Genomic DNA, 22,077 nt, shown 5'->3' on the forward strand with positions numbered 1-22,077 from the left:
GCTTTTTCGATAAGTGTTACTTATGGATTTTCGCCAACTGCGTTATTTCGTCGCGGTGTATGAAGAAGGCCATGTCGGCCGCGCCGCCGAACGCCTGTCGCTGTCGCAACCGGCACTGTCACAGCAGATTCGCCAGCTTGAGCACAGCCTCGACCTGAGCCTGTTCGAGCGCAGCAACAAGCGCCTGCTGCCGACCCTGGCTGCGCACACCCTGTACAACCATGCCGTGCCGCTGCTGGATGGCCTGCAACGGGCCCATGAAGCCATGCGCAACTTCAAGGGCCAGTCGCTGCGCACGCTGGCCATCGGCGTGCTGCAGACCGTGCGGCCAAGCCTGGTGCCGCAGTTGCTGGAGCGTGTGCGCAAGGCCCAGCCGCACCTGGTGGTGCAGATCTACGAACTGTCGGGGCTGGAGATCGAACGGCGGCTGCTCAATGGCAACCTGGACATCGGCATCAGCTACCTGCCACCGCGCCAGCCTGGGCTACACGGCTCGCTGCTGTACGAAGACGAGTTGCAGGTGGTGATCCCGGCCACCCACCCTCTGAAGGACTTCAAGAAAGTCTCCATCAAGCAGGCCGCCGAATTACCGATGCTGATGCTCGGTGAGGAATTCCAGATCCGCCAGATCTGGAAGGAACAGCTCGCTGCCCAGGGCCGCAGGCCACAGGTACAAGCAGAGATGAACAACATGGCGGGGATTCTCGACAGCCTGGCGCACACGGCGCTGGCGACCATACTGCCGGGGCGGGCCAAGGATGCCGCAGAGGATGACCAGGGGTTGCTGTGGAAGCCGCTGAGTGAGCCGCGCGTGCCGCTCAAGGTTGGCCTGGTGTTCCGTGATGCCCAACGCCAGCAGGCGTCGGTGGAGCTGCTGCGCACGTTGCTGGAGGAAGAGACCGATTCGCGGCAACTGGGCGCCCCGCCGCTGGATGTGCTTGGCTGAAAAACACCCAGACGAAGAAAACCCCGCCGAAGCGGGGTTCTCTAGACTGTTTCCCTGTGACATCCCTATCGCCCCGCCATCCTGGCAGGTAATCCTTCGTTGTCCCTGTTCTGTCCTTTGCGCTTCCTGCGCAACGTCCATGTGGAAAGATTAACCGTGGATCCAATCTGATGCCAGTGGCGAAAAGTCACCGCGTAATGTAGGAAAAGGCTTACAAGAAGTAGTCATTCCCAGATAGATCGGCTTGGGCCCATTCGCGGGTAAACCCGCTCCCACAGGTATTGCGCCGCCCTCATAGCGGTGATATCCCTGTGGGAGCGGGTTTACCCGCGAAGAGCCTTACGCGATCGTTCAGAACTGCTCGGCATCCAGCAGGTACAACGACTCGCTGCCCGCCTTCACCGAGGCCACCAGCGAATTCACCCGCGGCAGCAACCGGGCGAAGTAGAACCGTGCGGTGCCCAGCTTGGCCGAATAGAACGCCTCGTCGCCTTCAGCCGCCTGGGCTGCACGCGCCATCAATGCCCACATGTAGGCATAGGCCACATAGCCAAAGGCATGCAGGTACTCGACCGACGCGGCACCGATTTCATTCGGGTTACCCTTGGCCTGCTCCAGCACCCACTCGGTCAGCCCATCGAGCTGATCGAGACAGGCGCCAAGCGGCTTGGCAAACTCCTCCAGCTCGCTGCCCGCGCTGGCAATGAACTGGCGAATCTCGGCAGAGAACAGTTTGTAGTACGCCCCACCACTGGCCACCACCTTGCGCCCCATGAGATCCAGCGCCTGGATGCCATTGGTGCCTTCGTAGATCTGGGTGATACGCACATCGCGCACCAGTTGCTCCTGGCCCCACTCGCGAATGTAGCCATGACCACCGAATACCTGCTGGCCATGCACCGTGCACTCGAGGCCAAGGTCGGTGAGGAACGCCTTGGCCACCGGGGTCAGCAGCGCCACCAGCTCTTCGCTGCGTTTGCGCGTAGCCGGGTCTTCGCTGTACTTGGCGCTGTCGAGTTGCATCGCCACGTAGGTGGAGAAGGCACGACCGCCCTCGATCAGCGCCTTCATGGTCAGCAGCATGCGCCGAACATCAGGGTGAACGATGATCGGGTCAGCGGCCTTGTCCTTGGCCTGCGGCCCAGTCGGCGCGCGGCTCTGCAGGCGATCACGGGCGTATTCCACAGCGTTCTGGTAGGAACGCTCGGCCGACGCCAGGCCCTGGATACCTACGCCCAGGCGTTCGTAGTTCATCATGGTGAACATGGCCGCCAGGCCCTTGTTCGGCTCGCCGACGATGTAGCCGACCGCCTCGTCGAAGTTCATCACGCAGGTAGCCGAAGCCTGGATGCCCATCTTGTGTTCGATCGAGCCGCAGGTGGCCGGGTTGCGCGCACCGAGGCTGCCGTCGGCATTGACCAGGAATTTCGGCACCAGGAACAGCGAGATGCCCTTGGGGCCCGCCGGCGCGTCCGGCAGCTTGGCCAGCACCAGGTGGATGATGTTCTCGGTCAGGTCATGCTCGCCGCCGGTAATGAAGATCTTGGTGCCGCTGATCTTGTAGCTGCCATCGGCCTGGGGCTCGGCCTTGGTGCGGATGATGCCCAGGTCGGTACCGGCATGCGGCTCGGTCAGGCACATGGAGCCGGCCCAGACACCGGCGTACATGTTCGGCAGGTACGTTTCTTTCAGCGCATCGCTGGCATGGGCGTTGATCGACAGGCAGGCGCCAGCGGTCAGCATCGGGTACAGGCCGAAGGCCAGGCTCGAAGCATTGACCATTTCCTCGACCTGGGCCGAGACCGCCTTGGGCATGCCCATGCCACCGAACTGCGGGTCACCGCCCACGCCCACCCAACCGCCCTCGGCGTAGGTGTTGTAGGCCTCGATGAAGCCGGCGGGTGTACGCACGGCACCGTTGTCCCAGTGGCAGCCTTCTTCATCGGCGGCACGACTGAGCGGGGCGATGCTCTTGCTGGTGACCTTGCCGGCTTCTTCCAGCACAGCCATGGCGGTGTCCGCGTCGACCGCCTCGGCCAGTTCGGGCAGTTGCGACCACAACTCGGCCACGTTGAAGACTTCATTCAATACGAAGCGCATGTCGCGCAGGGGCGCTTTATAGTCAGCCATGACAACCTCTCGCTGGTCGGGTCGGGGCGGTCACACGGACCGCGGCACGGGGTTCGTAAATAAAAGCAACCTGGGGTTGAATCCAGTGTAACCGAACAACTTTTGCGAGACATAGGGTCATCATGCGACCATGCAGTCTATTTTGGTCACGCCATCCGCACGGCCCCGCGCTGGGATTGTTGACCATAGACCATGACACAGTTGCGCCCGGCCCCCTTGGCGCTGTAAAGCGCCTGGTCGGCGGACTTGAGCACTTCTTCCGGGTTGCGATGGTCGACCAGCCGCTCGGCCACGCCGATGCTGATGGTCACCGAGACCGTGCCGCCAGCGCTGCCACTGCGGCGCTGACGCCCGGTCGAATCGTCCTGCGGGCGGCTGTTCTGGTCACGCAGGTGCATGGTGTAGTTGGCGATCATCTCGCGCACCGCCTCCACGTGCGGCACGCACTCTTCGGCGGTCTTGCCGGCGAACACCAGGGCGAATTCCTCGCCTCCGTAGCGATAGGCGCGGCCACCGCCGGTGACCTTGGACAAGCGGCTGGCGACCAGGCGCAGCACCTGGTCACCGACATCGTGGCCGTGGGTGTCGTTGAATTTCTTGAAGTGGTCGACGTCGGTCATGGCGATCACGTAGTTGCGACCCAGGCGCTGCATGCGCTCGTTCAACGCGCGGCGCCCAGGCAACCCGGTAAGTTCGTCACGGAAGGCCATCTGGTAGGCCTCGTGCGATACCGCAGCGGCAATCATCAGCATCACCTGGCTGCACATGATGTTCAGGGTGAAGGGCAGGATGAAGGTCTTGGGCAGCATCCAGAAGATACCGATCAGGCCAATCAGCTGCGCCGCATGCAAAGGCCGCGGCTCGCGCAGGTACTGCACCACCAGCAGGGCGAAAACCACCAGGAATACCGGGTAGACCATCTGGATTAGGCTCATCCACTGGCCATGCAGCGACGGCCAGCGGATCTCCGCCAGCCAGCTCAGCAGCGCTTGCGGGAAACTTTGCTCGAGTGCCACCGCCACGCTGCCGACGGCGAACAGCACAGCGAAGCGGGCCAGCAGGTCCTGGGCCAGGTGAGTGCGCTCCTGCCATGCACCGAACAAGCCGTACAGGGCCGGCAGCAACAGGCACACCAGGTGGAAGATCACCGCTGCATCCTCGCGCACGCGGCCATTGTCGCGGTAGTAGTCGGTCTGCGTGTCGAGCAGGAAATAGGCGATGTACACCGTGACCATCAGGAACAGCTCACGCTGGCGGCGATACACGGCGCAGTAGGCGCCGCCCAGCAGCAGGACCAGGGTGGGAAGGACGTTGAACAGTGAGGTGAAGAAGACGCTGAGGTCTCTTACATAAGCCGCCGCAAGCCCAGCCAGCAACAGAAACAGCGAAGGCAGGAAATGGCTCGCGCGAACAGCGTTTAGACGAAACAAGGGCAATCTCCGACCCGGCAGATCAATAATAGCATTGTGCCTTTACTTCATCGGCAGCACACGTGAATAGATGAGTACACCGGTGGGTTAACGGCAGCGTGGGCCGAGGGCTTGAGTTTTTCTTGTAACTGGACTGTAAGCTGGCGCGGCCCCTGTGGGAGCCGCGCTTGCCGGCGATGGGCCGCGAAGCGGCCCCGGCAATTCATGCAACAACTTTGAAATCGTGGGGCCGCTTTGCGGCCCTTCGCCGGCAAGCGCGGCTCCCACAAGTACAGCGCACGCCTAGAGAGCGTTACAAGTCGTTGTTGAATGGCAGCAGTGGACCCTGCGCGGTGGAGCGACCTGAAGCACCGACGGCATTGAGCTGGAAGTCGGCGTCCTGGGCTTGCCGAGACGTGATCTGCGCGCTGGCCGGTTTTTGTCCGACCGAGTTTTCATCGCCCTTCTCACCCTGTGGCAGCACCAGTGAAGGGTGATCGAACGGCGCCCGTTCCCAGGCGACGCGCGGGTCGGTCAAGCCAACTTCCATGAACTTCACCAGTGCATCCACTTCATCCGGGGTCAGGTTCAGCGCGGTCATGTCCGGATCGAGGTTGGAGCCGTTGTGCTGATTGACGGCAGGGTGCTCGAAGCCACTGGTGTTGCTGGCGTCTTCACCACGCCGGTCGCCGCCGCGGTTGTAGAACTCCATCACCTGTTGCAGCGTTGCCCGGCTGCCATTGTGGAAGTACGGCCCGGTCAAGGCGATGTTGCGCAGGGTCGGGGTCTTGAAGGCGCCATCGACCGAGTCACGGAAACCGACATTGGGCTTGAGTGTCGGATCGCAAGGGATCGCTGCGCTCAGCGGCACCTCGAAGGTGCACACATCGACATCCAGTGGGTCAGGAATATTCCCGCCTTGCAGTTGGGTGTTGTACTGCCGGGTGAAGGACAGAGGGTTGCCCCAGGCGTCCGAGCCGCCCAGCGCCAGGTCCTCGGAGGTCGGACGGACACCAGTGTTGTAGAAGCCGTTGTCATAGAGCGTGGTCAGGCCGTCCGCCATGACCATGCGCTCGATGCGCTCACGCGGCTGGAACAGCAGGCGGCTGCCGGCGTTGGTCAACTCCGCGCCACCGTGGCAGGCAACGCACTTGCCCTTGCCCAGGAACAGATTCATGCCTTGCACCTGCTGAGCATTCATGGCGGTGTGATCGCCCTGCAGATAGGCATCCAGTGGCGCCTGGTCGGAGATCAGCGTGGACTCGTACATCTGGATCGCCAGCCCGAAGAACAGCGGGAAGTTCGCCTCCATCTGGGTGTAGGGCTCACCGCCCAGCAAGACCTGTTGCGTGGCATTCCACAGGCGCGGCTGGAAGGCATTCTTGATCAGCTCGCGATAGGTCGGCCGGCGGGCACTGGAGACAGGCCCAAGTACCGAGTCGGTGGGCGCGATCTTCTGCCCCTTGAGCATCATGGTGTCGAGCATGCGCCGGCCAATGTCGGCGAAGGTACGCCCGCCACACGACATTTCCACCGCGCTGCCGGGTGGGCCGACGGCTTGCGAGGCGGCGGAGGCATCCTTGAGGGCCAGGCGCACCTTGACCGCCACACCACTGGCATCCTTGGTCACGAAGATCCCCGCGTCAGGGTCGCGGTTACCGAACGGCGAGAAGCCGTTGAACACATTGTTGGCCCGACCATCCCAGAAGTTGCGCACGTTGAAGGCCGCGTTGATCACCGACGGTGCATTGCGCCCGGTACTGCGGCGCACGTTGATGCCGCCCACCTGGAAAATGCCGTCCGGTTGCTGGGTGCATTTGTCGAAGCGCGATTGACGGGGTTTGACGAAGTTGGCGTCGAACACCCCTTGCGAACCGATCACGTCATCGCTCGAATAGACAATTGCCGAGTTGCGATCCAGGGGGTTGGCCAGCACGTGGGTCGGGAAGTCGCCTTTTTTCAACGTGTAGTTCGGGCCGCCCTTGCCACCGGAGCGCGTGGTGTAGCTCGGCACGTCGCCGGGAATATCAGCGGCCGTGAACGGTTTGTTGAAGATCGACGCGACGTTGGCGTTGGTATTGGCCTGGCCGGGGTTGATCTGGTTGGTGACCCGGTGATCGACACCGGCGTGGTAATGGCAGGAAGCGCAGGCGGTGGCGCCGTCACTGCCAACGGCCATGTCCCAGAACAGGGCCTTGCCCAACAGCACCACCGCTCCGCGATTGATCACATAGTCGGACATCAGGTCGACCTTGCGGCCACCCTCGGTACCGGAAGGGTCCGGCGGCGTCATGCCACGCAGTGATTGCAGGCTGGGCACGTCCGGCACGACCGGAGCGGTTCCGGCCGGGTCCGCAGCCCGGGCACTGGTAAAAGAAAGGCCGGCGGCGAACGTCATCGCTATCGCACAGGCCAGGCGGGGGATTCGCACATTACTCAGATAGTCGACCATGATGGACTTCCCGACGGCGCAGATTTATCAGGCTGATCGTTCACGCAACAAGTGCGCTTAATGCCAACATAGCTGTAACAAAGTATTTCAGCTTGAAACATTCAAAGATTTTTTATACCGGTTTATTTAGGCATTCATACCGATAAATACTTAACCCAAAACTTCCTCAGTTCTGGTGAAAGCGCGCCCCACTAGTGGGTGGCATCCCCCAAAGTTACTTTACGAAACATTCACAAAACCCACGCAAGCCATAGCCCATGGGCTAGCCGAGCCGTGAATGCGAACAGGCAAACCTGGCAATGTATTTGCTACCTCATACTGAACGGGCAACCAATAGTTGGAGAAGCCTGAAATAAAAACCAACGAATCCCTAAAAAAAATGAAAGCTGCGCGCGCACGAAAGTTGTGCTGCGTCAGCTATGCCTAATTAAAAATATCGGAGCAAGCAGGCTAAATAAACTTAGAGCCCCCCCAAAAAAAAGCCGCTCACGAGGAGCGGCGTTTTTTCAGTGGCTCACTAAGGCTTAATAACCCAGAGAGAAGTCTTCTTCCTTCATGTCCATCAGGTTGTTGGCGCCCGACAGCATGGTGGCCACGTGCGTGCGGGTACGCGGCAGGATGCGCTGGAAGTAGAAGCGCGCAGTCTGCAGCTTGGCGGTGTAGAAGGCTTCTTCGCTGGTGCCGGCAGCCAGTTTTTCCGCAGCCAGGCGGGCAATGTCAGCCCAGAAGTAGGCCAGGCACGCGTAACCGGAGTACATCAGGTAATCCACCGAAGCAGCGCCGACTTCCTCGCGGTCCTTCATCGCGGCCATGCCCACTTTCATGGTCAGCTCGCCCCACTCCTTGTTCAGCGCAGCCAATGGCGCGACGAACTCCTTGACCGCTTCGTTGCCTTCCTGCGCCTGGCAGAACTTGTGCACGATCTTGGTGAAGCCCTTGAGCGCTTCGCCCTGGGTCATCAGTACCTTGCGGCCGAGCAGGTCGAGTGCCTGGATGCCGGTGGTGCCTTCGTACAGCATGGAGATACGGCTGTCGCGCACGTTCTGCTCCATGCCCCACTCGGCGATGAAACCGTGGCCGCCGTAGATCTGCACACCGTGGTTGGCGGCTTCGAAGCCGACTTCGGTCATGAATGCCTTGGCGATCGGAGTCAGGAAGGCCAGCAGGGCGTCGGCCTTCTTGCGCTCTTCCTCATCCTGGCTGTACTTGACGATGTCCACCTGCTTGGCAGTGAAGTAGACCATCGCGCGGTTGCCTTCGGCGAAGGCCTTCATGGTCAGCAGCATGCGACGCACGTCCGGGTGGACGATGATCGGGTCAGCCGCTTTGTCCGGTGCTTTCGGGCCGGTCAGGGAACGCATCTGCAGGCGCTCGCGGGCGTACTTCAGGCCGCCCTGGAACGCCACTTCGGCGTGGGCCAGGCCTTGCAGCGCGGTACCCAGGCGTGCGGTGTTCATGAAGGTGAACATGCAGTTCAGGCCTTTGTTGGCCGGGCCGATCAGGTAACCGGTGGCACCGTCGAAGTTCATCACGCAGGTGGCGTTGCCGTGGATGCCCATCTTGTGCTCGATCGAGCCACAGCTCACGCCGTTGCGCTCACCCACGCCGCCTTCTGCATTTGGCAGGAACTTCGGCACGATGAACAGCGAGATACCTTTGGTGCCCGCCGGAGCGTCCGGCAGACGGGCCAGCACGATGTGGACGATGTTGTCGGCCATGTCGTGTTCGCCGGCCGAGATGAAGATCTTGGTGCCGGAGACCTTGTAGCTACCGTCGGCCTGTGGTTCGGCCTTGGTGCGCAGCATGCCCAGGTCGGTGCCGCAATGTGGCTCGGTCAGGCACATGGTGCCAGTCCACTCGCCGGACACCAGCTTGGTCAGGTAGGTGTGTTGCTGCTCGGCAGTACCGTGTGCGGAGATGGTGTTCATCGCGCCATGGGACAGGCCCGGGTACATGCCCCACGACCAGTTCGAACCACCGACCATTTCGCTCAGGGCCAGGCCCAGCGACTCAGGCAGGCCCTGGCCACCGTGCTCGACGTCATGCGCCAGGCTCGGCCAGCCGCCTTCCACGAACTGCTGGTAGGCCTCCTTGAAACCGGTCGGGGTCTTCACCCCCGACTCGCTCCAGGTGCAGCCTTCCTGGTCACCGACACGGTTCAGCGGCGACAGCACCTGCTCACAGAACTTCGCGCCTTCTTCCAGGATCGCGTCGACCATGTCAGGGGTGGCGTCCTGGCAACCCGGCAGGCTCTGATAGTGCGCCTCGTAGCCGAGCAGCTCGTCGCGGACGAAACGAATATCACGCAAGGGGGCTTTGTAATCAGGCATTGCGATGAACCTCTGTGATGAGTTCGGTAGGGGACCGCTGATACCGACCAGCTCTTGTCGGCTTTCGATCAAACAGTTGTTTGAAACTTACGTTTAGGACCGCCTGATGTCAAGAAGGGACTATAGTGCCATTTGCGCCGCGAAAGATGGCGTTTATGCCATTGCATGAAATCGCAGGCAAAACGAGTGTGGGAGCGGGTTTACCCGCGAAAGGGCCAGCACAGACAAGAGAGGTGTCTGCGCGGACGCATTCGCGGGTAAACCCGCTCCCACAGGGATCGCCGAGGGGGCAAGAATCAGGCGTAGGTGTCGATGAACCGCCCGAGCATTTCGTCGGACGCCTTGGCTACCTTTGCACCGAGTTCGACCTCGGTCTTGCCCAGGGCCAATTGCACGGTGCTGGTTGCCAGGTCCATCTGCTGGCTGCGATCGACCCCACGCAGGCGCTCGGCCTGGAAGTCGCTGGACTGGCTGGTGGCGGCGCGCTCGACCGAGGCGTTGGCGATCTGGCCAGCGGCCTGATCGACACGGTTCTGGCCGTTGTAGATGGCGTTGAGGCCCGCGTAGTACGCGGTGCTGCCGGTGATTTCCATGTCAGAACTCCAATGACGCTGGATATGAACAGGGCCAATTAAAGCAGGCCCGGCACGAAAAGGCCCGTTTAAATCCCTAATGGCCCCGTGCTACCTGATAGGCCACGGGCATACCTGCAAAGGCTCAATCCAGCAGGTCGAGCTGCAGGTGCTCCGCCACTGCATCCGCGGTAGCCAGCTTGAGCTTCGGCACCCGCCCCAGGCAAGGCGCTGGCAAGCGCTCTGCCAGGCTGGCCAGGTTTTCTTCCAGGCGCGAAGTCCGCGGTTCGATGATATTCGCCACCCAGCCGGCCAGCTGCAGCCCGTCCCGGGCAATCGCCTCGGCACTGAGCAAGGCATGGTTGATGCAGCCCAGGCGCACCCCGACCACCAGGATCACCGGCAGCTTGAGGGCGATAGCCAGGTCCGACAGGTTGGCGTGGTTGGACAGTGGCACTCGCCAACCACCCGCACCTTCGACCAGGGTGAAGTCTGCCCCCTGGTCCAGCACATGGCGCATGGCCTTGGCCAACACGGCAACTTCCAGCGCAACGCCCGCCTCCCGGGCCGCCACGTGCGGCGCAATGGCCGGTTCGAAGGCAAACGGGTTGACCTCTTCGTAAGCGAGTTTGACCGAGCTTTCGTCGATCAGCGCCTGGGCATCGCTGTTGCGCAGGCCCTTGGGCGTCAGGGTGCAACCCGAAGCCACCGGCTTCGCGCCAAGGGTACTCAGCCCTTGCAAGCGCGCCGCATGCAGCAGCCCGGCGGCGATGGTGGTCTTGCCGACATCAGTGTCGGTACCGGCGATGAAATAGGCCTGGCTCATCTCGCTCCTCTCATGCCTGTGGCTTGCGCAACACACCATAGACCACCTGATAGGTGGCAGGCAGCCCCTGGGGCTGGCGAAACGCTTCGTAGGCCTGCAACAAGCCTTGCATGCGTGCCCGACCGGTCAGGCCAGAGGGCCGCCCGGGGTTGAGGTTGTGGGCACCCAGGGCCTTGAGTTCATGGGTCAGGCTACGCACATCGGGGTAGTGCAGCACATGGGGCTGGCGCTGCAGGCTGAGCTGTTCGAGCCCACTGGCAGCACACAGGCGCTGGTAGTCTTCGAACCTGCGGAAGCGATTGACATGCACCATGCCATCCACCGCCTGCCAGCTGGCGCGCAACTCATCGAGGGTACCGACGCACAGGCTGCTGAAGGCCAGCACGCCACCCGGGCGCAGTACGCGCCGGGCTTCGGACAGCACACTGGCGAACTGACCACACCACTGCACCGCCAGGCTGGTGAACACCAGGTCGACACAGGCATCGCCCAGCGGCAGACGCTCGGCATCACCGGCCACATGGTAGTGCGCCCCGCCGCGCTCGCCACGGGCATGGCGCAACATGCCTTCGGCAATATCCACGGCCACACCGGTAGCCTGTTCGAAGCGTTCGCCGAGTACCCGGCTGAAATGCCCGGTGCCACTGCCAAGGTCCAGCCAGCGTGTCGGCGCCAGGTCATCCGGCAACTGCTCCAGCAAGCTCACGCCTACTGCGCGCTGCAGTGCCGCGACGCTGTCGTAGCTGGCCGCCGCACGGGAGAACGAGGCGGCTACCTGGCGCTTGTCCGGCAACGCGCCGGGCAGGGTTGGACGGGAAAGGTCAGTCATCGCCACTCTCATGCAGGAAACTCTTGATGCCCGCCGCCAGCTCCTGCGGATATTCCAGCAGGAAGGCGTGGGAACTGTCTTCGACCAGGCCGACTTCCACATCGGGCAGCAGCTCGCTCAGCGCCTTGGCCGCCTCCGCCGGCACCAGCGCATCGCTGCCGGCGAACAGGTGCAACTGCGGGCCGCCATAGGCCTGCAGGGCCTCACGGGTATCGAGCCGCGCCAGCACTTCAAGGCCGCTGGCCAGGTACAGCGGATCGGTGTCGGGCACACCGACACCCAGCTGACGCAGCAACGTGCGCGGTTGCAGGGCGCCATCGCTACACAGTGTGCGGAAACGCTTGAGGGTCACCGAGGTGTGGCTGCGGCAACCGTCAAGGAAGGTGCCGAAGGTGTCGTTAGCCATGCCGTGTGGCCAGTCGGCGCGGGCCACGAAACTGGGGTTGCTGGCCAGGGTCAGCAAGCCGCAGCAATGATCGCCGCGCTTGCGCGCCAGCTCGCTGGCGAGCATGCCGCCAAACGACCAGCCGCCCAGCCAGGTATCGCTGGGCAATTTGCGGTCAAGGTAGTCCACCCAGGCCTGCACATCGGCATCGGCCAGTTCCGGCAGCGGCGCCAGTTCGACCTGCAGGCGCGCATCCTGGGCCCGCAGGCTGGCGGCGAGGGGCTCGAGGGCGGCGGTCCCCAACCCCCAGCCAGGAAGAAGAATCAAACGGTTACGCATCGGCGGCCTCCAGCTGTGGATAACACTCGGCCAATGCATTCAACAATAGCTGCACCTGCGCCTCGCTGTGCGCCGCGCTCAGGGTGACCCGCAGGCGGGCACTGCCGGCAGGCACGGTGGGCGGGCGGATGGCGGTCACCAGCAGGCCACGGTCGCGCAGCATGCGTGACAGCTTGAGGGCCTGGGCACTGTCGCCGATCAGGATCGGCTGGATCGGCGTCGGGCTGTCCATCAGCTGCAAGCCGATTTGCTCGGCCCCCTCACGGAACTGGCGAACCAGCGCGGCCAGGTGCTCGCGGCGCCAGGTTTCGCGGCGCAGCAGCTCCAGGCTCTTGAGCGTGGCGCAGGCCAGCGCCGGGGGCTGGCTGGTGGTGTAGATGTATGGCCGGGCGAACTGCACCAGTGCGTCTATCAGCTCTTCACTGCCGGCGACGAATGCACCGGCGGTGCCACAGGCCTTGCCCAAGGTGCCGATCAGCACCGGCACATCGTCGATACCCAGACCGAAGTGCTCGACGATGCCGCCACCTTGATTGCCCAAGGTGCCCAGACCATGGGCGTCGTCGACCATCAGCCAGGCACCCCGTGCGCGGGCGACGCTGGCCAGCGCGGGCAGATCGGCGAGGTCGCCATCCATGCTGAACACGCCGTCAGTCACCACCAGCGTGTTGCCGGTGGCCTTGCCCAGGCGATTGGCCAGGCTGGCAGCGTCGTTGTGCAGGTAGCGGCTGAAACGGGCACCGCTGAGCAACCCGCCATCGAGCAGCGACGCGTGGTTGAGGCGGTCCTGCAACACGGTGTCGCCCTGCCCCACCAGTGCGGTGATGGCGCCAAGGTTGGCCATGTAGCCTGTGGAAAACAGCAGCGCGCGCGGGCGGCCGGTCAGTTCGGCCAGTGCCTCTTCGACGGCATGATGCGGCGCGCTGTGGCCGATCACCAGGTGCGAGGCACCGCCACCGACCCCCCAGCGTTCGGCGCCAGCCTGCCAGGCGGCGATCACTTCAGGGTGGTTGGCCAGCCCCAGGTAGTCGTTGCTGCAGAAGGCCAGCAAGCGCTGGCCATCGACCACTACCTCAGGCCCCTGCGGGCTTTCCAGCAATGGCCGCTGCCGATACAGGTCTGCGGCTCGCCGTTCGGCCAGGCGCGCCGCCAGGTCGAAGGCCATCTCAGGCCGACGCGGCGTCGTAGAACAGCTCGCTGCTGCGTTGCTCGACCAGGGCCTGCTCGATGGCCGCCTGATGCACTTCGTCGGCATGCTCTTCGCGCACTTCAGGCTTGATGCCCAAGCGGGCGAACAGCTGCATGTCCTTGTCGGCCTGCGGGTTGGCGGTGGTCAGCAGTTTCTCGCCGTAGAAGATCGAGTTGGCGCCGGCCATGAAGGCCAATGCCTGCATCTGCTCGTTCATCTGCTCGCGGCCGGCGGACAGGCGTACGTGCGACTTGGGCATGAGGATACGGGCGACCGCCAGCATGCGGATGAAGTCGAACGGGTCGACGTCTTCTTCCTCGGCCAACGGGGTGCCGGCAACCTTGACCAGCATGTTGATCGGTACCGACTCCGGGTGCTCGGGCAGGTTGGCCAGCTGGATCAACAGGCCAGCGCGGTCGTCCAGCGACTCGCCCATGCCAAGGATACCGCCGGAGCAGATCTTCATCCCGGCATCACGCACGTAGGCCAGGGTCTGCAGGCGCTCGCTGTAGGTACGGGTGGTGATGATGCTGCCGTAGAACTCCGGCGAGGTGTCGAGGTTGTGGTTGTAGTAGTCCAGGCCAGCCTGGGCCAGGGCCACGGTCTGCTCCTGGTCGAGCTTGCCGAGGGTCATGCAGGTTTCCAGGCCCATGGCCTTCACACCTTTGACCATCTCCAGCACGTAGGGCATGTCCTTGGCCGAAGGGTGCTTCCAGGCCGCACCCATGCAAAAGCGGGTGGAGCCGATGGCTTTGGCGCGCGCGGCCTCTTCCAGCACCTTCTGCACTTCCATCAGTTTCTGTTTTTCCAGCCCGGTGTTGTAGTGACCGGACTGCGGACAATATTTGCAATCTTCGGGGCAGGCGCCGGTCTTGATCGACAGCAGCGTCGAAACCTGTACGCGGTTTGGGTCGAAGTGCGCGCGGTGCACAGTCTGCGCCTGGAACAGCAGGTCATTGAAAGGCTGCTGGAACAGTGCCTTGACCTCAGGCAGGGACCAGTCGTGACGTGTTGTTGCAGTTGTGCTGGCGCTCATCGGCGTTTCCTTGTTTAGGCTGTTACTGGCGCCGAGGCAGAACTGCCCGCCAGCGCATCACGGATAGCTCGCATAGTCATGGAAGGCCTATGAACTGTCAACCTTGGTTAAAAGCACTGGTTTACAAGTGTATAAATATTAACCACGCCTGTTTGCTATGCAGCGACGCCGCCGAACAACGCTACCCGTTGTGTGCCGCCTGCGAGCAGGAACTGCCCTGGCTCGATGAGTATTGCCTGCGCTGCGCGCTGCCTTTGCCGATGGCCGGCCTGATCTGCGCCCAGTGCAGCCGCCGCCCGCCAGCGTTCGATCAGGTGATTGCGCCTTGGCACTATGGGTTTCCGCTGGACACGCTGATCAGTCGCTTCAAGCACAATAGCCAATGGCCGTTGGGTCGGCTGATGGCCGAAATGCTGTGCCTGAACCTGCGCCACCGCTTTCAGGAAGGCCTGCCCACACCAGACCTGCTGTTGCCTGTACCGCTGGCGCGGCGTCGACTGCGCCAGCGGGGCTTCAACCAGGCCGGCATGCTCGGGCGCTGGTTGTCGAAAGCACTGGCTATCGAATGCGATGAGCGGTTGTTGCTGCGAACACGCGAAACACCGGCCCAACAACGCCTGGATGCCCGGGGACGCCAGCGCAATCTGCGCCAGGCGTTCGCGCTTGCCAGCGAGGCATCGCTCAAGGGCAGGCACGTCGCCGTGATCGATGACGTGCTGACCACCGGGGCCACCGCGCAGGCTATCGCGCAATTGCTGCGTCACGCCGGTGCACGCAGGATCGATGTGTATTGCCTGGCACGCACGGCAAAACCGGGGCAAGCTTGACGAGTCAGTTTCAGATAGGCGCCACCATGTCCCTGCCCGCTCTCCTCACCCAGCACATCGCCCGTCGCCCGCAGCGTATCGCCCTGCTCCAGCACATTGCCGAACAGGGTTCGATCACCCGCGCGGCCAAGGCTGCCGGCATCAGCTACAAGGCGGCCTGGGATGCAATCGATGAACTCAACAACCTGGCCAGCCAGCCCTTGGTCGAACGCAGCACGGGCGGGCGTGGCGGTGGTGGCGCAAGGCTTTCGGTAGAGGGTGAGCGCGTGCTGCGCCTGTACCAGAAACTGCAGGTACTGCAGGCGCAGATTCTCGAAGCGGCGGAAGAGTCCAGCGACCTCGACCTGCTGGGCCGCCTGATGTTGCGCACCAGTGCGCGCAATCAGTTGCAGGGGCAGGTCAGCGGGCTGCGCCGGGAGGGCCGACATGATCGGGTCAGCCTGGCCTTGGGTGGCGGGCTGGAGATCGACGCATTGATCACCCATGACAGCACGGCGCGACTGGAGCTGACACTGGGGAGCACGGTGATGGCGCTGCTCAAAGCCGGGTGGGTGCAGTTGCTGGCGGCGGATGATGAGGCCGAGGCAGGCAGCAATGTGCTGAACGCCACCGTCGAAGAGGTGCTGGCAGATCCACAGGGCGACAGCGAGGTACGCTTGGCGCTGGGCAACGGGCAGACATTGTGTGCGATTGCCGAGGCGGGTTGGTTGGATGAACGGTCGGTCAAGCAAGCAAGCAAGGTCCGTGTGCAGTTTCATCCTTCCTATGTGCTGCTCGGAGTACCCGTTTAACCTGTGCCGGCCATGGAATGGGTTACCATGCCGACATGTCGCCCATCCCCGGAGCCCCCATGTCCCACCCCTTCGACTCCCTCACCCCAGACCTGGTCCTGGACGCCGTGGAAAGCCTGGGCTTTCTCAGCGATGCCCGGGTCCTGGCGCTGAACAGCTACGAGAACCGCGTCTATCAGGTGGGCATCGAAGATTCGCAACCGGTGATCGCCAAGTTTTATCGCCCTGGCCGCTGGAGCGATGCGGCGATTCTCGAAGAGCACCAGTTCACCGCCGAACTCGCCGATTGCGAAGTGCCCGTGGTCGCGCCGTTGCAACATGGCGGCCAGACCCTGTTCGAACACAAGGGCTTCCGCTTCACCCTGTTCCCGCGCCGTGGCGGCCACGCGCCGGAGCCCGGCAACCTTGATCAACTCTACCGCCTCGGCCAGCTGCTCGGCCGCCTGCATGCCGTGGGGGCCGCGCGGCCGTTCGAACATCGTGAAGCACTGGCTGTGGACAACTTCGGCCACGCCTCGCTGAACACCCTGCTCGACGGTGGCTTCGTCCCCAAGGACCTGCTGCCCGCCTTCGAGTCCGTGGCCCGCCACCTGCTTGAGCGGGTCGAGGATGCCTTCGCCCGCACCCCGCATCAGGTTATCCGCCTGCATGGCGACCTACACCCGGGCAACCTGATGCACCGCGACGAGGTGTATCACGTGGTCGACCTCGATGACTGCCGCATGGGCCCGGCCGTGCAGGACCTGTGGATGATGCTCGCTGGCAGCCGCGAGGAACGCCTGGGGCAACTGGCCGAACTGGTCGACGGCTACAACGAGTTCCACGACTTCGACCCCCGCGAGCTGGCCCTCATCGAGCCGTTGCGCGCCCTGCGCCAGCTGCATTACAGCGCCTGGCTGGCGCGGCGCTGGGACGACCCGGCATTCCCGCCGAGCTTCCCGTGGTTCGGTCAGCCGCGTTACTGGGGTGACCAGATCCTCGCCTTGCGCGAACAACTGGCAGCGCTGGATGAACAACCACTGAAATTGTTCTAGAAGCAAGCGCGCCTCTGTCTACAATAGGCCTCGCTTTACTGAGCAAGGACTCTCCATGCACGCTGCAAACCCGCGCCGCGGGTACCTTCTGGGCCTTGGTGCCTACATCATCTGGGGCTTGTTCCCGCTCTACTTCAAAGCTATCCAGAGCGTTCCGGCGGTGGAGATCATCGTCCACCGGGTGCTCTGGTCGGCGTTGTTCGGTTCACTGTTGCTGCTGGTGTGGAAACACCCCGGCTGGTGGCGCGAGCTGCGTGAAAACCCGCGTCGGCTGGCGATCCTGGCCCTGAGCGGTACGCTGATCGCCGGCAACTGGCTGACCTATGTCTGGGCGGTGAACAACGGGCGCATGCTCGAAGCCAGCCTGGGCTACTACATCAACCCATTGATCAATGTGCTGCTGGGCATGCTGCTGCTTGGCGAGCGCCTGCGCCGCCTGCAGTGGCTGGCTGTGGCCATGGCGGCGATAGGCGTCGCCCAGCAGGTATGGCAGGTGGGCAGCCTGCCGTGGGTGTCGCTGGCACTGGCCCTGAGCTTCGGTTTCTATGGCCTTATCCGCAAACAGGCACCGGTAGCGGCGCTGCCCGGCCTGGTGGTGGAAACCTGGATGCTGGTGCCGCTGGCGTTGGGCTGGATGCTGCTGCATCCGGCGGCGATCAGCGCACAAGCTGACTTCTACAGCAGCAGCGAAGCGCTATGGCTGATCGCGGCGGGGCCGGTGACACTGGTGCCGCTGGTGTGCTTCAACGCGGCAGCACGCCACCTGCCCTACACCACCCTGGGCTTCCTGCAGTACCTGGCGCCGACCCTGGTGCTGCTGCAGGCGGTGCTGCTGTTCGATGAGCACCTGTCGTCGAGCAGCTTGATGGCGTTCCTGTTCATCTGGGCGGGGTTGGCGGTCTATAGCGTCGACGCCTGGCTGAATTTGCGCAAGCGCGCCTGATCAAAAAACGATCAAAACCTTGCAGGCCACGTAGTTCGTGGCCTGCAGCAACATCTCCAAAGGTTATCCACACCCTCGTCCCCGTGCTTTGTGCACAAGCAACTGATTTCTGTACGTTTTTTGCTCAAACCTCGGGAGGGCTTGCCGTACCTGGGCTAGCGAGGTGAACCCCCAGCTTATCCACAGGGCCGTCCCCGTGAAATCGGGATAACCGCTAGGGGCCGCTTCGCGTCCCGGCATTTCCAGATCATTCCTCCGGCCGCAACTTCAACTCCACCATCAAATCGTCCGCCAGGCTTTCCAGCTTCTTCTGCAATTGGTCCAGCGACAACGTCAAAGGCAACGCCAGTAAGGCATCGGCATGGAACAGTGGCTCACTGCTCATCGGCGCCGGCCGCACTTCGGTAGTGAAGCGCTCCAGGTTCACCCCCTGGTCCGCCAGCAAGCGGGTGATATCGCGCACGATGCCTGGGCGGTCGTTACCCACCAGCTCCATGGCAATAGGTTTCCAGGTGCATGACGGTTCTATGCCGCTCTCGGCGATCAGCACGCGAATATCGTACTTCCCCAGCGCCTGCAGCGACTTCACCAGTTCGTCGTAGTTTTCCGCCGGCACCGCCACCCGCAGGATCCCGGCGAACTGCCCGGCCATCCGCGACATGCGGCTCTCCAGCCAGTTGCCGTTATGATCGGCGATGCATTGGGCAATGCGCTCGACCTGCCCGGCTTTGTCCGGAGCAATCACGGTCAATACAAGATGATCCACAGGCCCTTCCTCTGCGTCGGGCCGCCCGAGGCGGCGTAAATACGGGGGATCGACTCAGTATAGGCAAGGCGCGGCAACCTGCCGCAGGGCAGTCCGCACAAACAATCGTGTACTGTTTCAAGATTTATCTGGAACAATCCACCCGTTTTTTGCGAACATACGTTCTCCCAGCGTGACCATACGCGACCAACCGGTCGCATAACGGCGCTTTTAGTCTGATTTTGCCTCGCCTACTGCTTCATGTAGTATCCCGTGGCGCGGACTACAAAACGTCGTTTGGATGTCTGCCAAGGCGCCTGTGAAAATACGCACACTGTCTGCCAGCCTGTCTGGCAGGCCGCACCCAGCCGCGCTCGTGCATCCGACGAGGGCAAGCACTGGAACGTGTTTAGAGAAGCGCTACAGGCTTAATACAGAAGAGCGAAATAGCTGAGCAGAGTGAGGCAAGCAATGACTGGATACGTTCAAGTCGGTGGCCTTCAGGTCGCCAAGGTCCTGTACGACTTCGTCAACAACGAAGCCATGCCAGGGACCGGCATCGTCGCCGAGCAGTTCTGGGCCGGTGCAGAGAAGATCATCAATGACCTCGCTCCAAAGAACAAAGCCCTGCTCGCCAAGCGCGACGAGCTGCAAGCCAAGATCGACGCCTGGCACCAGGCACGCAAAGGCCAGGCACACGACGCCGTAGCCTACAAAGCATTCCTCCAGGAAATCGGCTACCTGCTGCCACAAGCCGACGATTTCCAGGCCACCACCCAGAACGTGGACGAAGAAATCGCCCACATGGCCGGCCCGCAACTGGTCGTCCCGGTGATGAACGCCCGCTTTGCCCTGAACGCCGCCAACGCCCGCTGGGGTTCGCTGTACGACGCACTGTACGGCACCGACGCCATCAGCGATGAAGGCGGCGCCGAGAAAGGCCAGGGTTACAACAAGCGCCGTGGCGACAAGGTCATCGCCTTCGCCCGCGCCTTCCTCGACGAAGCCGCACCACTGGCAGCCGGCTCCCACGTCGACTCCACCGGCTACCGCATCGAAGGCGGCAAGCTGGTCGTCGCCCTGAAAGGCGGCAGCAACAGCGGCCTGCGTGATGACGCCCAGCTGATCGGCTTCCATGGCGACGCCAAGGCGCCGACCGCCGTACTGCTCAAGCACAACGGCCTGCACTTCGAAATCCAGGTCGACGCCAGCACCCCGGTCGGCAGCACCGATGCCGCCGGTGTCAAAGACATCCTGATGGAATCGGCACTGACCACCATCATGGACTGCGAGGACTCGGTCGCCGCGGTCGATGCCGATGACAAAGTCATCGTCTACCGCAACTGGCTGGGCCTGATGAAAGGCGACCTGGCCGAAAGCGTGAGCAAAGGCGGCAAGACCTTCACCCGCACCATGAACCCGGACCGCGAATACGCCGCGCCCAACGGCGGCAGCGTAACCCTGCACGGCCGTTCGCTGCTGTTCGTGCGCAACGTGGGTCACCTGATGACCAACCCGGCGATTCTCGATGGCCAGGGCAATGAAATCCCTGAGGGCATCCAGGACGGCCTGTTCACCAACCTGATCGCCCTGCACAACCTCAACGGCAACACCAGCCGCAAGAACACCCGCAGCGGCAGCGTGTACATCGTCAAGCCGAAGATGCACGGCCCGGAAGAAGTCGCCTTCGCCGCCGAGATCTTCAGCCGCGTCGAAGACCTGCTGGGCATGCCGCGCAACACCGTCAAGGTCGGCATCATGGACGAGGAGCGGCGTACCACGGTCAACCTGAAGTCCTGCATCAAGGCGGCCGCCGAACGCGTGGTGTTCATCAACACCGGCTTCCTCGACCGCACCGGTGACGAAATCCACACTTCGATGGAAGCCGGCGCCGTGGTGCGCAAGGGCGCCATGAAGAACGAAAAGTGGATCGGCGCCTACGAGAACAACAACGTCGACGTCGGCCTGGCCACCGGCCTGCAAGGCCGCGCGCAGATCGGCAAGGGCATGTGGGCCATGCCTGACCTGATGGCCGCCATGCTCGAGCAGAAGATCGCTCACCCGCTGGCCGGCGCCAACACCGCCTGGGTACCGTCGCCGACCGCCGCCACGCTGCACGCCCTGCACTACCACAAGGTCGACGTGCAGGCGCGTCAGCGCGAGCTGGCTGCGCGCACGCCGGCTTCGGTCGATGACATCCTGACCATCCCGCTGGCGGCCGACACCAACTGGTCGGCCGAAGAGATCCGCAACGAACTGGACAACAACGCCCAGGGCATCCTCGGCTACGTCGTGCGCTGGATCGACCAGGGTGTGGGTTGCTCGAAGGTGCCGGACATCAACAATGTCGGCCTGATGGAAGACCGCGCCACCCTGCGCATCTCGGCCCAGCTGCTGGCCAATTGGCTGCGCCATGGCGTGGTTACCCAGGAGCAGGTGCTGGAAAGCCTCAAGCGCATGGCTGCGGTGGTCGACCAGCAGAACGCCGGTGACGCCCTGTACCGCCCGATGGCGCCGAACTTCGACGACAACGTCGCGTTCCAGGCGGCCATCGAACTGGTGATCGAAGGTGCCAAGCAGCCGAACGGCTACACCGAGCCAGTGCTGCACCGCCGTCGCCGCGAGTTCAAGGCGCGTAACGGGCTGTAAGGCCGATTCGCGGGCAAGCCCGCTGCCACAGGTACACCGCAGCTCTCAAAGGCAGCGCATTACCTGTGGCAGCGGGCTTGCCCGCGAATGCCCTACTCCGCTATTCGATCCGTAACTCTCTTTTCACCAACCCCAGCAGTTTCCCCAGATCCACCGGTTTCAGCAGAAAATCCACCACCCCCAGGTGCATCACGTCCACCGCCTCCTTCACATCGGTGTCGCCCGACACCACGATGATCGACAACGCCGCCCGCTCCGTCTCACGAATCTGCCGGATCAGTTCAAGGCCATCCTTGGGCTCCATGCGCAGGTCAGTAATCATCAGGGCGATGCGCGGTTCGTAATGCAGCTTGAACATTGCCTCCTGCGCACCATCAGCAGTCATGCACTCGATGCCCCTGCTCTTCAGGTACAGCTTGAGTGCCTCACTGTTCACCGGGTTGTCATCGACGATCAACACCACCGGACTAGGCGCAACGGGCGCACTCAACACGGCCAATGCCTCGCGTTCGGCGTCACTCAGGATGTCGTCATGCTCAGCCATGGTCTTCTCGTCAAAAAAATCCCGCTCAGTGGTTAGGACCGCAAAAGCCCTGTAACCCGGCTCGCCTTTCGTCGGCTCTTTGACAGCGGGGGCTCACTAGA

18 protein-coding genes are annotated in these 22,077 nt (G+C 62.9%); 6 read left to right on the forward strand and 12 right to left on the reverse strand.

The annotated features are described in order from the left end of the window. The first annotated feature begins 22 nt into the window (after positions 1–22). Positions 23–946: a LysR family transcriptional regulator gene (locus OCX61_RS25235; RefSeq protein WP_261941825.1), complete on the forward strand. Its 924-nt coding sequence runs from the start codon at positions 23–25 to the stop codon at positions 944–946. A gap of 351 nt (positions 947–1,297) precedes the next feature. On the opposite strand, the gene OCX61_RS25240 is transcribed toward OCX61_RS25235, so the two are convergent. From OCX61_RS25240 to bioB, 10 genes are all read right to left on the reverse strand, one after another. After that, positions 1,298–3,076: an acyl-CoA dehydrogenase C-terminal domain-containing protein gene (locus OCX61_RS25240; protein ID WP_261941826.1), complete on the reverse strand. Its 1,779-nt coding sequence runs from the start codon at positions 3,074–3,076 to the stop codon at positions 1,298–1,300. 146 nt (positions 3,077–3,222) lie between these two features. Next, positions 3,223–4,506 carry a GGDEF domain-containing protein gene (locus OCX61_RS25245; RefSeq protein WP_261941827.1) on the reverse strand — a complete coding sequence of 428 codons (1,284 nt, stop codon included), beginning with the start codon at positions 4,504–4,506 and terminating at the stop codon, positions 3,223–3,225. A gap of 292 nt (positions 4,507–4,798) precedes the next feature. After that, a complete protein-coding gene (locus OCX61_RS25250; RefSeq protein ID WP_261941828.1) occupies positions 4,799–6,937 on the reverse strand; it encodes a cytochrome-c peroxidase in 2,139 nt (712 codons plus the stop codon). 524 nt (positions 6,938–7,461) lie between these two features. Continuing rightward, a complete protein-coding gene (locus OCX61_RS25255; RefSeq protein WP_261941829.1) occupies positions 7,462–9,267 on the reverse strand; it encodes a phenylacyl-CoA dehydrogenase in 1,806 nt (601 codons plus the stop codon). 296 nt (positions 9,268–9,563) lie between these two features. Further along, positions 9,564–9,860 carry a hypothetical protein gene (locus tag OCX61_RS25260; protein WP_060512164.1) on the reverse strand — a complete coding sequence of 99 codons (297 nt, stop codon included), beginning with the start codon at positions 9,858–9,860 and terminating at the stop codon, positions 9,564–9,566. A gap of 124 nt (positions 9,861–9,984) precedes the next feature. Then, positions 9,985–10,665, reverse strand: a complete 681-nt coding sequence (bioD, locus tag OCX61_RS25265) for a dethiobiotin synthase (RefSeq protein WP_261941830.1) — start codon at positions 10,663–10,665, stop codon at positions 9,985–9,987. A 10-nt stretch (positions 10,666–10,675) separates the two neighbouring features. Further along, the gene (gene bioC / locus OCX61_RS25270; protein ID WP_261941831.1) at positions 10,676–11,494 is read right to left on the reverse strand and encodes a malonyl-ACP O-methyltransferase BioC; all 819 of its coding nucleotides are present in this window, start codon (positions 11,492–11,494) and stop codon (positions 10,676–10,678) included. Next, positions 11,487–12,218, reverse strand: a complete 732-nt coding sequence (locus OCX61_RS25275) for an alpha/beta fold hydrolase (protein ID WP_261941832.1) — start codon at positions 12,216–12,218, stop codon at positions 11,487–11,489. The genes bioC and OCX61_RS25275 overlap by 8 nt, the downstream gene beginning before the upstream one ends. Continuing rightward, positions 12,211–13,383, reverse strand: coding sequence for an 8-amino-7-oxononanoate synthase (bioF, locus tag OCX61_RS25280; RefSeq protein WP_261941833.1), 1,173 nt, complete (start codon positions 13,381–13,383; stop codon positions 12,211–12,213). The genes OCX61_RS25275 and bioF overlap by 8 nt, the downstream gene beginning before the upstream one ends. A gap of 1 nt (position 13,384) precedes the next feature. Continuing rightward, on the reverse strand, positions 13,385–14,443 hold the full coding sequence (gene bioB / locus OCX61_RS25285; protein WP_261941834.1) for a biotin synthase BioB: 1,059 nt from the start codon (positions 14,441–14,443) through the stop codon (positions 13,385–13,387). Between the two features lie 89 nt (positions 14,444–14,532). On the opposite strand from bioB, the gene OCX61_RS25290 reads away from it, so the two are divergent. Genes OCX61_RS25290 through rarD form a run of 4 tightly spaced genes read left to right on the forward strand, consistent with a single transcriptional unit; the run spans position 14,533 to position 18,038 of the window. Next, positions 14,533–15,270 carry a ComFC family protein gene (locus OCX61_RS25290; protein WP_261944363.1) on the forward strand — a complete coding sequence of 246 codons (738 nt, stop codon included), beginning with the start codon at positions 14,533–14,535 and terminating at the stop codon, positions 15,268–15,270. A 26-nt stretch (positions 15,271–15,296) separates the two neighbouring features. Beyond that, the gene (gene modE, locus OCX61_RS25295; RefSeq protein ID WP_261941835.1) at positions 15,297–16,061 is read left to right on the forward strand and encodes a molybdenum-dependent transcriptional regulator ModE; all 765 of its coding nucleotides are present in this window, start codon (positions 15,297–15,299) and stop codon (positions 16,059–16,061) included. Between the two features lie 59 nt (positions 16,062–16,120). Next, positions 16,121–17,095 (forward strand): SrkA family protein kinase, encoded by a 975-nt coding sequence (gene srkA / locus OCX61_RS25300; protein WP_261941836.1) that lies wholly within the window; start codon positions 16,121–16,123, stop codon positions 17,093–17,095. A gap of 55 nt (positions 17,096–17,150) precedes the next feature. Then, positions 17,151–18,038, forward strand: a complete 888-nt coding sequence (gene rarD, locus OCX61_RS25305; RefSeq protein ID WP_261941837.1) for an EamA family transporter RarD — start codon at positions 17,151–17,153, stop codon at positions 18,036–18,038. A gap of 247 nt (positions 18,039–18,285) precedes the next feature. Here the strand turns inward: rarD and OCX61_RS25310 are convergent, their stop codons facing one another. Next, positions 18,286–18,804 carry a glycine cleavage system transcriptional repressor gene (locus OCX61_RS25310; protein WP_261941838.1) on the reverse strand — a complete coding sequence of 173 codons (519 nt, stop codon included), beginning with the start codon at positions 18,802–18,804 and terminating at the stop codon, positions 18,286–18,288. A 450-nt stretch (positions 18,805–19,254) separates the two neighbouring features. Between OCX61_RS25310 and OCX61_RS25315 the strand changes: the two genes are divergently transcribed. Next, a complete protein-coding gene (locus OCX61_RS25315) occupies positions 19,255–21,432 on the forward strand; it encodes a malate synthase G (RefSeq protein ID WP_261941839.1) in 2,178 nt (725 codons plus the stop codon). A 100-nt stretch (positions 21,433–21,532) separates the two neighbouring features. On the opposite strand, the gene OCX61_RS25320 is transcribed toward OCX61_RS25315, so the two are convergent. Further along, on the reverse strand, positions 21,533–21,976 hold the full coding sequence (locus OCX61_RS25320) for a response regulator (RefSeq protein WP_261941840.1): 444 nt from the start codon (positions 21,974–21,976) through the stop codon (positions 21,533–21,535). Between the last annotated feature and the right edge of the window lie 101 nt (positions 21,977–22,077).

Source organism: Pseudomonas sp. LRP2-20, assembly GCF_024349685.1.
GTDB lineage: Bacteria > Pseudomonadota > Gammaproteobacteria > Pseudomonadales > Pseudomonadaceae > Aquipseudomonas.